The sequence below is a fragment of the Candidatus Thiodiazotropha sp. AKAK2 genome (genome assembly GCF_058244685.1).
The window spans coordinates 140,085-151,944 of sequence record NZ_JBSYOP010000031.1; the positions used below are offsets into that span (position 1 = coordinate 140,085).

The following is an 11,860-nucleotide window of genomic DNA, read 5'->3' on the forward strand; positions in this document are numbered from 1 at the left end:
CTCCCCCGACCCCTCTCCCGCAAGGGGAGAGGGGAGCTACTCTCTCTAGCTGTTTGACAAACTGCAGTGAGAGGATACCTAAAAGGCAACACTACCGCTTCGCAGTAGAGAGTAATCGATCTCTAGGTTGGAGTTATTTCCAACTTGCATAACCAACAACCCGGTAGACTGGGTTGATTGTGCCAGGTGGGTAAGCTTCCGGCTTGCCCCATGATTCAGCGAAAGCCAGCGACTCTGCAGTATATATTTCGAGAGTAGCATTTAAAAAATGGAGCATGTTGATCGATGTCGCTGACCACAATCCCAGCGATGATGACGCCACGATTCTGGCCTTCACTGTAGGTAGGAACATTCAGAATTCTTTAACTGTCTCTGCCACCAAGAAACGCCCGTCTGGAGAGATGAACAGGCTCAGCGGACAACTCCTCTCCACTCTGTTGTTTGCACTTGGCTTCAGCCAGGGCAAAGCCATCCATCTCCACTTCCACACTCTCTTCACCCCGCAGAATACGACCCAACAGGGCTTCATCATGGGGATCCGTCTCAGGCTCCTCGACTTCAATCATCAGGGTTTTCATGAAGCTCTCGGCAGCCGCCATCGCATGCTCCTGATTCATGAACTCATGCATCGGGGAATAGATTGGATGGGTCTGGCAGAGACCGATCTGGTCAATCTCATTGACCATGAAGCGGTACTCATTGGCTGGCAGGCGATGGTACTGCTTATCGCCCAACTTCAGCTCACTCCAATCTTCACCCTCAGCCGGAAACAGCATCAGGTTCATCATCCAGGGCGTAATCAGGACACCAATCAGACGCCCCTGATACACCTGAAATCCAATCGTCTCCACCTGTAAAGCAGGATTGAGAATAGGAATATCCTGCATCTGCTCCCGCTCAATGCGTTTGAAAACAGTCTCAATCTGCTGGGTCATACTGGATAGGTCTTGCATAGTCTCTCCTGAAAATTGGTTCAGGCTTTCCCCAGGTCGGGGAAGTAGTGGTCCACATCGATATCCTGATCGTTACTCATGATCGCACTCAGACCATCCAATGCCTGATCGATATGACGGGCATCCTGCTCACTGATCACATCCCTGGCGGAACCGAGAAAAGTCAGCAGCCAGGTACCGGCCGGTTGGGGACCGATCAGCATCATGTTGATCTGCTCTTCCCCATTCCGGGTGCGGCAGCGGGCCACGAAGTCGCCATCCTCAATCACTTGAGCCGGTATACCTATGCACATATTTCGTTTCCTGCTCTCTATCTAACCGGCAAGCCCGGCAGCCTGCTCATACTCGGCCTCTCTCCGCCAATGGCCGCTGGCTACGCTGCTTTTGGGGGCTAACTGAATACCCAGGCTCGACAGCTCTTCAACCAGCATGCTGACCATACCGCTTAAGCCCTGTTCTGCCTCTGCCGTCAGGCCCAGCTTGTTTTCCAGTGAGTGGGGCACCATACCGATGATCGATACCCGCTCAGGGGTCTCACCTTTCAGCGCCAGCAATGCCAGCAGATCGGAGACCCCCAGTTGGTGGTTGGAAAGTTTGGTCTGAAAAAAGGCGGGAATCTCTTCATCCGCGATGCGTACCAGACTACCGGGCGCAGCACCGGTATTGACCGCATCGGCAATGATCAGATAGCGCGCCTTGCGCATCGGTTCGAACAGCTCCATGCCGGTGGTGCCACCATCGACCACTTCGACACTTTCCGGTATCTGGTAGTGCTGCACCAGCTCTTCAACCGCCCGCACACCGATCCCTTCATCCTGCATCAGTACATTGCCCATGCCGATCACCAGGATCTGCTCTTTTTCTAGCTCAGTCATCATCCGACTCCCGATCTTAAAGCGCCTTGACCCGCACGATCTCTTTCTGCTCCGTATCCACCATGTGGATCGCACAGGCGATACAGGGATCGAAGGAGTGAACGGTACGCAACACTTCCAGCGGCTTCTCAGGATCGGCAACCGGGTTGTCCATCAACGAGGATTCGTAAGGACCGATCTCGTCGTTGGCATCCCTTGGGCCCGCATTCCAGGTACTGGGCACCACCGCCTGGTAGTTCTTGATCTTGGCGTCCTCAATCACCACCCAGTGGGAGAGGGTACCGCGAGGCGCCTGGTGGAAACCGACACCCTTGACCTCACCTTTTGGAAATACCGGGGCGTTGAAGGTATCCAGGTCGCCGGTACCGATATTGTCCACCAGCTTCTGCCACTGATCATTCAACACGTCGATCATCACGGCACAGCGTACTGCCCGGGCAGCATGACGGCCGATGGTGGAGTTGACGGCGGAGAGGGGAATGTCCGGATTCTGGGAGACCGCCTTGAGGGTGCCCATCGCCTGATCGAGATACTGGGTATAACCCGCATGACCACTCGCCACACCCACCAGCACATCGGCCAGAGGGCCAACTTCGGCCCGCTTGCCGTAGAAGGTGGGCGCCTTGACCCAGGAGTATTTACCTTCATCCTGGAAGTCGGTGTACTCCGGCTCGGTTTCGCCCACCCAGGGATGCAGGGCATCGCCGCCGCTATACCAGGCATGCTTGGAGGACTCCGCCACACCGTCACGGAAATAGGCATCACCGAAGGTGGTGATCGGTTTCAGGCTGTTGATGTCACCGTTTTCGATATAGCCTCCGGGCAGATCGAAGATCGTGCCTTTGGCATCCTGTGGACAGTCGGGCACCGTCAGGTAGTTGTTGACGCCACCGCCGACACCAGCCCAGTCCAGGTAGAAGGCGCCCACTGCCGGCACATCCACCAGGTAGGTCGACTTAACGAAATGCTCCAGCTTGTCGATGAAGCCTTTGATCAACATCAGACGCTCGATATTGAGCACCGATGGGGCATCATGGCTGATGGAGTTACTCACACCACCCACCGCCACATTCTGGATATGCGGACTCTTGCCGCCGAGAATGGCGACGATCTTGTTGGCGTTGTTCTGCACATCCAGGGCCTGCAGATAGTGGGCCACCGCCAACAGATTCACTTCAGGCGGCAGCTTCATCGCCGGATGTCCCCAATAACCACTGGCAAAGGGGCCGAGCTGACCGCTGCCGACGAAGGTCTTCAGCCGCTCCTGCACCGCCTTCATCTCATGGGGACCGTTGAGCGGCCAGTCAGAGAGGCTCTCCGCCAGCTTGGCGGTGGCCACCGGGTCTGCATCCAGCGCCGAGACCACATCCACCCAATCCACCGCCGAGAGGTGGTAGAAGTGGACGATGTGATCCTGAATCGCGTGAGCGGTCTGAATGATATTGCGGATCAACTGAGCATTCACCGGCACTTCCAGATCGAGGGCGTTTTCAACCGCCCGTACTGAGGTGATCGCATGCACCGTGGTGCATACGCCACAGAACCTTTGCGTGTAGGTCCAGGCCTCGCGCGGATCGCGCCCCACCAGAATCTTCTCTATGCCGCGCCACATCTGACCGGATGACCAGGCCTTACTGACCTTGCCATCATCCACTTCCACATCGATACGCAGATGACCTTCGATACGGGTTATCGGGTCGACAGTAATACGTGTTGTCACAATCAAATCTCCTAATCAGTATTACGCAGTTTCTGCGTTATGTAGCACGGGGAATTTTTTCACGATGATCAGGTAGGCCATGATCTCAATGGCCACCATACCGGCGGTTACCATGATCTCCGGTGTGGAGGGGAAGTAGCTGTAACCCGGGCCCGGATCATAGGTAATGAGAAACGCATTGAAGCGATAGAGAGCGCCGGCAAACAGCATCGAAACCGAGGCCCAGAGCAGCAGCGGTCCATGCCCTCGTCGTTTTTCAGACAACAGCACAATCAAAGGAAAGACAAACAGCGTCGTCTCGAGGAGAAACATCAGGCTCCCCAGGTCACCGGCAAAGATCAGCCCAAGTTTGCCGTTGATCAGAATCTCACCAAAGCGGACCAGCAGATAGACACTGATCAGCCCCATGATCGCCTTGCCCAGTCCGGACAGGATCGGCGTCTCATCGGGACGACGGAAACCGGCACTGCTAAAGGAGGCTTCAAAGACCACCACCGCAAAGCCCATCGTCAAGGCGGTGAGAATCGCCAGCAGTGGTTGCAGATGCAGCGACTGCCATAGAGGATGCACCTTGTAACCCATGGCGATCAGCATCGAGCCCAGTGAGGACTGATGCATGGTCGGCAGCAGCACTCCCAAGGCGATGAAGAAAAACAACACCTTGTTGAGCGCCTTTATCACCCCTTGTGCACCGATCTTCTCCAACAGAGCTGGAGCGAACTCGATACAGAGCACCAGGATATAGGTGGCGACACAGAGTCCGACCTCCAACATCACTGAGTTGAAGTTCATATGCCAGGGGGTAAAGATGTTATAGAACTGCCACCAGCGCCCCATATCGATCATCGCACCGATACCACCCAGACCGTAGCCGAGCAGACTGGCAAGCAGCGCCGGTCGAATCAGCGGGTGGTACTTGCCCTTGTTCATCACATAGACAGTGATCGCCAGAGCATACCCGCCACAGGCCAGGGCGGTACCCACCACCACGTCGTAGACCACCCAGATACCCCAGGCGTAACCGCCATTGATATTGGTCACCGGCCCCATACCGTGGAGAAAGCGCTGTACCAGAAAATAGGTACCAATCAACGCCACCACACTCAGCACCAGAAACGGGAAGGTAATCACCGGCCGCTTCAGCGGTTGATAGGCACTCATGATTCACCTCCATCTTCATCTTCAGTATTGCGACGTACGATATAGGTGAGCCCGGCCAGGGCTGCTGCCGGCAGAGCCATATAGTTGTAGATCGTGTGTTGCACAGTCTCAGAGATCGAAGCGTAGGAACGCTCCTCGAGCGGCGGCATACCCAGTTTTTCAAACGGGATTGAAGAGATGTGCAGAACATTGGTGCCACCCGCTTCCTTTTCACCCCAGATATGATTCTGATAGCTGGGCACCGCCTTTTCATGGTGACTTTCCGGCTTGCGCACATCCCCTCGGGGATAGTTGTAGGTCTCACCCGGCTTCAGGGTCATGCGACGTTTCGCCTCCTCAAGTAGGGCTTTGCGAGAGCCGAACAGGGTGGCGCCGGTTGGACAGACCTCGGCACAGCCGGTCATCTCCCCATTGTCGATACGGGCAACCCCTTGTTGATTACACATCTGGCACTTGTGGATCTCGCCAAAGGGGTTGTCGTAATCGAACTGAGGAACGTTATAGGGACAGCCAACCATACAGGTACGACACCCGATACAGGCATCCGGATGATGGGTGACGATACCGGTCTTGGGATCACGGCGCATGGCGGTAACCGGACAGACCGAGACACACCCCGGATCCACACAGTGCATACAGCTGCGCTTCTCGAAGGCGTAACCGTTCTCCGCCGCATCCTTGATACTCGCTTCACCCTCCTGATAGACCTTGATCACATTCAGGGTCTCATGGGAGAGATCCCTGGCCGCATCCCAATAGGTCTCATCCTCCAACGGAGTAGGCGGCATACCGTTGACCTCTTTGCATTTGCTCACACAGGCCTTACAGCCGATGCAGAGGGTCGAGTCAAACAGCATGCCGACAGCCTCTTCCGCCGGCTTCAGGTTGCCCCGACCCTGCGCAGCGCCAGCACCCAACAGGGCAGCACCACCAAGGGAGGCCTTAAGAAAATCTCTGCGTTTCATGTCCGCTCCCCCTACTCCCCATCCGACTCTTTTTTATCCAGCTTCTTTGACGCCATGGCGGTGGCGCCCACCGCCAGACCGACGGCAGCTCCGGCAATCGCCGCTGCACCGGCCGAGACAGGCGCATTGCCTTCCCGGTCATCGATGGAGGGAAACATGTTGGGCGGGGTGTGGGTCTTCACATCCGCCAGACTGAATAGGGGTTTGTTGAAGCCAACACCCCCTTCGGAACAACCAAAACAGGGATGGCCCACCCCAATTGGCCAGACACCACCGCCCACATTGTTGTATTCCAGTGAGGGACAGTTGTTATAGGTCTCGGGCCCCTTACAACCGAGTTTATAGAGGCAGTAGCCTTTGCGGTGTCCTTCATCGCCAAACTCCAGCGCAAAGCGCCCGGCATCGAAGTGGGGACGGCGATAACAGTTTTCATGGATCAGACGGCCGTAGGCCCACTTTGGACGCCCTTTTTCATCGATCGGCGGCAGCTTGCCGTAGGTGACAAAGTAGAGCACGGTACCAATGAAATTGGCCGGATTGGGAGGACAACCCGGAATGGTTACCACGGTCTTCCCTTCCAGCAACTGAGGCGCACCAACCGCACCGGTTGGATTGGGTGACGCCGATTGCACACCACCCCAGCTGGCGCAGGAGCCAAACGCGACAATCGCGGCGGCATGTTCCGCCGCCTCATGGGTGATCTCCACCATGGTCTCACCGCCGATCTTGCAGAAGATGCCGTCATTGGCCATGGGAATGGCGCCTTCCACCACCAGCAGGTATTTACCCTTGTTCTCTTTCATCACCTGCTTCTTGATATCCTCCACCTGGTGGCCGGCGCCGGTGTCGAGGGTCTGGTGGTAGTCGAGGGAGATGAGATCGAGAATGAGATGTTCCAGAGAGGGCTGTTCAGAGCGCAGCAGGGATTCACTGGGGCCGGTACACTCCTGACCATGCAGCCAGATCACCGGCGGACGACGCTTGGGATCCGCCACCGCCTCGGCCATCGCCATGGCAGCACCGGAGGGTAGCCCCAGAGAGGCCGCCACACCGCTGCAGAACTTGAGAAAAGTCCGGCGGGAAACACCAAGGCGCCTCTCCACTGCTGAAAAATCGAAATCGCTCTCTGCCATCGTCGGTCTCCAGGGTATAAAAAGATCGCGCTGGACCTCACCAGGCGCGGATAGAATCCCTGCAAAACCGCAATTTTTATGCCGTTATTTTTTTAGCTTTAATAAACAATGATTTACTTAATAGGTATCTACTGCCTAATCCTGAAAATATGTAAGGTTATTTACCACTACACATGTCATAGTGATAACCATCATTACAGCCGTGGGACGCGTCCAGTTACCCTGATCAACATTCGTCTCTATTCTCCACAGAACGAAAACACGCCGGATTACGCCATCTCTCTAGAAGGGAATCCAATCGGCATCAAACCAGACAAACTGGAACCATTGGCCTATTCAGCTCAAACAAATACCATTCAAAAACGGATGGGCAAAGAACTTCTACCAAGGGGAACCACCAGACTAAATCCATCCCCCAAATAGGGGTTCGTTCCATTACAAAGCGGTGAATATGCGCATATTATAAAAACACAACAACAGACCCATCATATTCTGACTGATTGCGCAGGCTGAATGGTGTTCATATAAATGGGATACCTATGAAAAACACAGAAAAATCGCTCATTCAACAGATGAGGATCACGGACTTTGAGATCACCAACCGCAAAAGTCTGTTCTCCATCTCTGCCAAAGATGCAGAGAGACTTAAAAATGCCAAGCCCTATATCGAGGCTGACCTGAACTCAATCGTCGAAACCTTTTACAAATACCAGATCGAGGTACCCGACATCGCACTGCTGATTGGTGATGCCGATACGTTGAGTAGACTGCATAACGCACAAAAGGCTTACATCACCGACCTGTTTTCAGGCTATTACGATATTGAATATGTCAATAATCGCTTGCGAATCGGCATGGTTCACAAACGTATCGGCGTGGAACCCAAACTCTACCTGGCTGCCATTCTGACCCTCAAACAACTGCTCATCACTCACATCAAAAATAGCGTTCCAGCTGAAAATGACCCGGATGCCGTCATAACAGCACTGGAAAAATTATTGATGCTCGATGTGTCGCTGGTATTTGACACCTATATACGAAGCCTGATTTCTGAAATTGAAATCGCCAAAGACAAATCCGAACAATATGCCAGTGCACTTGAAGAGAAGGTCAAAGAGCGTACCAAGCAGCTTGAACTGCTATCAAGAACCGATCCCCTTACCGGACTGCTGAACAGACAGCATTTCGATGAAATATTGACCCAGGCATTGCGTGCCGCACAACGGCGAAATGAGCCGCTTACCGTCGCCTATATCGACATCAATGACTTCAAGAACATTAACGACACACAAGGCCATCGACAAGGAGACGAAATACTCCAGAGAGTCGCCAGAGGCCTGAAGAGCAGTAGCCGGACTGATGATTTCTGTTTTCGTTACGGTGGCGATGAGTTTTGCATCATCATGCCGAACTGTATCAAACAGGAAGCGAGTAATGCCTGGAAAAAAAGACTCAGTGAAGCCCTGGTACAACAACCAGACAATCCCAAGTTGAGTATCGGCTATGCTCAGACCGGTCCGGATGACTATATGACCACTGAGCAACTGCTTCAAATGGCTGACTAGGAGATGTATCGCTGCAAGAAACTGGCAAAAACAGGCACTGGTTAGTCAATACGGTAAACTGACAACTCTCAGAACAATCTTCTGATACAAATCAATCTATACTCTTTCATAAGCAGTTATTTCGATTCTTTAAGTATTAGGGCCTGTTAACACTAATCCAATAGGCCCTAGATTACAGTTCTCCAAACAAGCAATTCAATTGAGTGATCCTTCTTGATCGAATACCCTTTGACAAAAAGCCAGCGGCACACAGCAGACCTCCGCCGCCTGTGAGGAACTCTCGAGCATGGCCGCATCGCTGCAACTGATGGTTGCGGCGTTTCGTATCTAGTCGACTAAGCCCATTACGCTGTTTTTATACAGACTCATTCGGTCTCTATCGCCAACATAAATATGACCGAATCGCAGACAGCTTCATCCACTCCAAAAACGCACTACAGATAAGAACCAATAACTTCAAATCAGAGCTTGACCTGTCTATAACTTCATAGTTGAGACTCTCCATTGATGGCTCAACACCATCTTCGCAAACTCACTTTTGGAGATACTCATTATGAAATCAAATTTCGTTAACAAAAAAATCTGGATTGAAATCTTTCAAGCCATTGGACTCACGGATTCCAAAATGCAACTGTGGCACCAGGAATTCGAGCATAGACATCCTGACGGTCATCAGGAATTTCTTGAATGGATTGATATTCCTGCTGAAGAGATCAGTAAGATCCGTTCTGCTTAATTCACTCTGCACATGGAATAGGTTATGAAAAATTATTATTCCATGTGCTCTTGATTGGAAAAACTCATGCTTACAGTCGGACAGGTTGCAAAACGATTTCATTTATCCAGGAGCACACTGCTCTATTACGATAACAAAGGTGTGCTAAATCCGAGCAGCAGAAATCATGCCAACTACCGGGTCTATTCAGCTGAGGATATCAACAAACTCGAGCGCATCATTCTGCTCAGAAATGCAGGTATGCCACTGGCCGATATATCTCTTTTAATCGATCAGAGTTTCGATGAGATTGAAAGCGCCCTGGAGCGTCGTCTCTTAACCATAAATAGAGAAATTCAGACCCTAAGAAATCAGCAACAGGTCATCATCAACCTGATCAGCAAGCGGGGCAACCTAAGCAAAACCCGTATCGTTACAAAAGAGAGGTGGGTTGAGATGTTAAGCGCCGCCGGGCTCGATGAATCCGGCATGTGGCTTTGGCATCGGGAGTTTGAGGCCACTTCACCAGAGGCCCATCAGGACTTCCTTGAATCCATCGGTATCAGTCAGGCAGAGATCGAGACGATCCGGAAAAAATCCAGATCGGCACTCAAACCCTGATCGCTGCAAGGTTATGTTTCAAGACCTAACTACCAGCTAGGCTCCATAATGTTGTCACTACTCAAAAAACCTTGCCTATCACCATGAACGACACACTACAGACCAACAAAGAAAACGCCATCAGTTTTTACCGCATGGCCTACCTGGGCAATCCCGCCAAAGCGGTAGAGCTCTACGTCGGTGATCACTACATTCAGCACAACCCGTTGGTCGCTAACGGCAAACAGGCCTTCATCGACTATTTCACCGAAATGGCAAATAGCTATCCGGAAAAAAGCATCGAGTTTGTCAGAGCCGTAGCTGAAGGTGACCTGGTCTCCTTGCATACCCATCAAAGCTGGCCTGGCGATCAGGAGTACGTCACGATGGATTTCTTCCGTTTCGACGCTGCAGGAAAGATCGTCGAGCACTGGGATTCCATTCAGCCAGTACCGCTGGAGAGCAAGAATGGAAATCCGATGTATTGACGGGCGATCAGCAGGCGCCAGACAGGTCAGAAGCAGATCCCTGCTCTAAAAATGGGCCCTCAATTACTGTAGAGACTCACTTCAATCCGCTGGTTTTGCGCTGCCACATCATTCCACTCACCGGCGGCAGAGGCTTCATAAGCTGTCGGATAGGGCATCAACGGCTCATCGAAACCGTTACTGAAAAGGATGATCTCAACCGCGCCGCCACTCCTCGCCAACTCCACGTTGATGTAGTTGGCAAAGGCAACTGACTGATCATTCAGCCACTCATTGTTACTCCGGTTGTCGACCGCATAGACACAGTCACTCAGCGCCATTTCACGGGGCGCCACTGCAAGCTCTCCCGCCGCATTTTTGCGTAGACAGAAGTTACCGTGGTTCGCCCGCAACTCCAGCGTACCCTGAAACCCGGACTCTTTCAGTTGCCCCACCAGTTCCGATAACCAGAGGGCCCGCTGATCATCAAATGGGCGCTCCCCATAGGTAAATTCAGCTCCCTGATTGGCCGCCCATTCGATCAGCTTCAATGGCAGTACAATCTCCTTCTGTGGCTCCTCCACCTGGGCTTGTAGCGGCACCTTGAGTTGGGCTGCCAGCTGCTCGATTCTGTCATTCTGTTGCGCAATCATCTCCGTCAGCTGTTTGTCACCGCCTGCAGCGGCTGGCAACTCCTGACCATAGAGGCTCAGATAGAGCAGCACGGCGGCGGCCAGGGCTAATACGCCGCCCAATAACCCCCCCGTGAACGCGCGTGAGCTACGGCCACTCTGCTCCTCCTGCATGGCTTCCAGCTCATACATCTCACTGTGTAACTCAGCAAACTGTTTGTCGAGCCTCTGTTGTAACCGCTCTTCAGCCATGCTCTGCTCGCGGCGGAAAAAGCGCTTCAGTGACTCCCCGGCAGAGAGACTCTCCTGAAAGCTATCCAGAGGCAGACCGACCATCTCCACTTTGGCAGGCTTATGACGCTCATGGTCGCTGATCGGGTGGACATTATCCGTACGCACATGACGATGCACTGAATCCAATCCCTCATTTTTGAAGTCGTGCACCAGTGAGTCCTGTTCCGGCATCAGATGCAGGCTGCTGAGAACATCCTCGAAATCCTGGGCTTCGAGCTGTTTTGGCAGTACCCCGACAGCACCCAGCGCCCGTGCCTGACTGAGCGCCAGTCCACCCTCTTTGGAGGTGTACATCATCACCGGGATAACCGCTGTGTTTGGATTGGATTTAATGACCTTAAGTGCCTGAAAGCCATCCATGCCAGGCATCTCATAATCCATGAAAATCGCATCTGGCGCATTCTCATAGAGATAGTCGATGGCCGCCGCCGCAGACTCTCTTGCGTCTACCATAATGCCGTACTTCTGCAGCTTGCTAGAGAGCACTTGCCGAGCGGTTTTCGAGTCATCGACAATGAGTGCTTTTTTTGTCTGAGATCCCGTCACGACGCCAATCCTTTCCCCTGTTGTTTCTAGGTATGCTATTTCAGCAAACTACATGATAATCCATATTACAAGCCGCCCGATTTGAACGTCGGCCCGCTTAGGAACCTCAGAAAAAGTCTGGGCCGAACAGATTGTCGATCAAAATGTGCCGATTGAAGGCGCAGATCGCACCTAATAGCCCGCTATTGCGAAGATCTGCAACGCAGAAGCGGTGCATTTTGGCGACAAGATATC

Annotated in this window: 12 protein-coding genes; 4 read left to right on the top strand and 8 right to left on the bottom strand. The window is 52.9% G+C overall.

What is annotated here, in order from left to right; all coding sequences use genetic code 11:
• Window positions 1–362: 362 nt before the first annotated feature.
• From hybE to AC4IE8_RS14685, 7 genes are read right to left on the bottom strand one after another with little or no spacing between them, the layout of a single operon-like run.
• Window positions 363–953 carry a [NiFe]-hydrogenase assembly chaperone HybE gene (gene hybE / locus AC4IE8_RS14655; protein ID WP_068989005.1) on the bottom strand — a complete coding sequence of 197 codons (591 nt, stop codon included), beginning with the start codon at window positions 951–953 and terminating at the stop codon, window positions 363–365.
• Window positions 954–973: 20 nt separating this feature from the next.
• Entirely contained in the window at window positions 974–1,246 is a 273-nt protein-coding gene (locus AC4IE8_RS14660) for a HypC/HybG/HupF family hydrogenase formation chaperone (protein WP_068989003.1), read from the bottom strand.
• Window positions 1,247–1,267: 21 nt separating this feature from the next.
• Entirely contained in the window at window positions 1,268–1,828 is a 561-nt protein-coding gene (locus AC4IE8_RS14665) for a HyaD/HybD family hydrogenase maturation endopeptidase (RefSeq protein ID WP_490791334.1), read from the bottom strand.
• 16 nt (window positions 1,829–1,844) lie between these two features.
• Window positions 1,845–3,548 (bottom strand): nickel-dependent hydrogenase large subunit, encoded by a 1,704-nt coding sequence (locus AC4IE8_RS14670; RefSeq protein WP_490791335.1) that lies wholly within the window; start codon window positions 3,546–3,548, stop codon window positions 1,845–1,847.
• Window positions 3,549–3,569: 21 nt separating this feature from the next.
• On the bottom strand, window positions 3,570–4,709 hold the full coding sequence (hybB, locus tag AC4IE8_RS14675) for a Ni/Fe-hydrogenase cytochrome b subunit (protein ID WP_068988997.1): 1,140 nt from the start codon (window positions 4,707–4,709) through the stop codon (window positions 3,570–3,572).
• A complete protein-coding gene (gene hybA / locus AC4IE8_RS14680) occupies window positions 4,706–5,674 on the bottom strand; it encodes a hydrogenase 2 operon protein HybA (RefSeq protein WP_490791336.1) in 969 nt (322 codons plus the stop codon). Before hybA ends, hybB begins: the two co-directional genes overlap by 4 nt.
• Before the next feature lie 11 nt (window positions 5,675–5,685).
• The gene (locus AC4IE8_RS14685) at window positions 5,686–6,807 is read right to left on the bottom strand and encodes a hydrogenase small subunit (RefSeq protein ID WP_068988994.1); all 1,122 of its coding nucleotides are present in this window, start codon (window positions 6,805–6,807) and stop codon (window positions 5,686–5,688) included.
• 539 nt (window positions 6,808–7,346) lie between these two features.
• Here AC4IE8_RS14685 and AC4IE8_RS14690 point away from each other — a divergent pair.
• From AC4IE8_RS14690 to AC4IE8_RS14705, 4 genes are all read left to right on the top strand, one after another.
• Window positions 7,347–8,372, top strand: coding sequence for a GGDEF domain-containing protein (locus AC4IE8_RS14690; RefSeq protein ID WP_490791337.1), 1,026 nt, complete (start codon window positions 7,347–7,349; stop codon window positions 8,370–8,372).
• A 553-nt stretch (window positions 8,373–8,925) separates the two neighbouring features.
• Entirely contained in the window at window positions 8,926–9,108 is a 183-nt protein-coding gene (locus tag AC4IE8_RS14695) for a MerR family transcriptional regulator (RefSeq protein WP_068988988.1), read from the top strand.
• Between the two features lie 66 nt (window positions 9,109–9,174).
• Window positions 9,175–9,708: a MerR family transcriptional regulator gene (locus tag AC4IE8_RS14700; protein ID WP_490791338.1), complete on the top strand. Its 534-nt coding sequence runs from the start codon at window positions 9,175–9,177 to the stop codon at window positions 9,706–9,708.
• An 83-nt stretch (window positions 9,709–9,791) separates the two neighbouring features.
• Window positions 9,792–10,175, top strand: a complete 384-nt coding sequence (locus AC4IE8_RS14705) for a nuclear transport factor 2 family protein (protein WP_068988983.1) — start codon at window positions 9,792–9,794, stop codon at window positions 10,173–10,175.
• 59 nt (window positions 10,176–10,234) lie between these two features.
• Here the strand turns inward: AC4IE8_RS14705 and AC4IE8_RS14710 are convergent, their stop codons facing one another.
• Complete coding sequence (locus AC4IE8_RS14710; protein WP_490791339.1) at window positions 10,235–11,626, bottom strand: response regulator; 1,392 nt, start codon at window positions 11,624–11,626, stop codon at window positions 10,235–10,237.
• Window positions 11,627–11,860 lie beyond the last annotated feature (234 nt).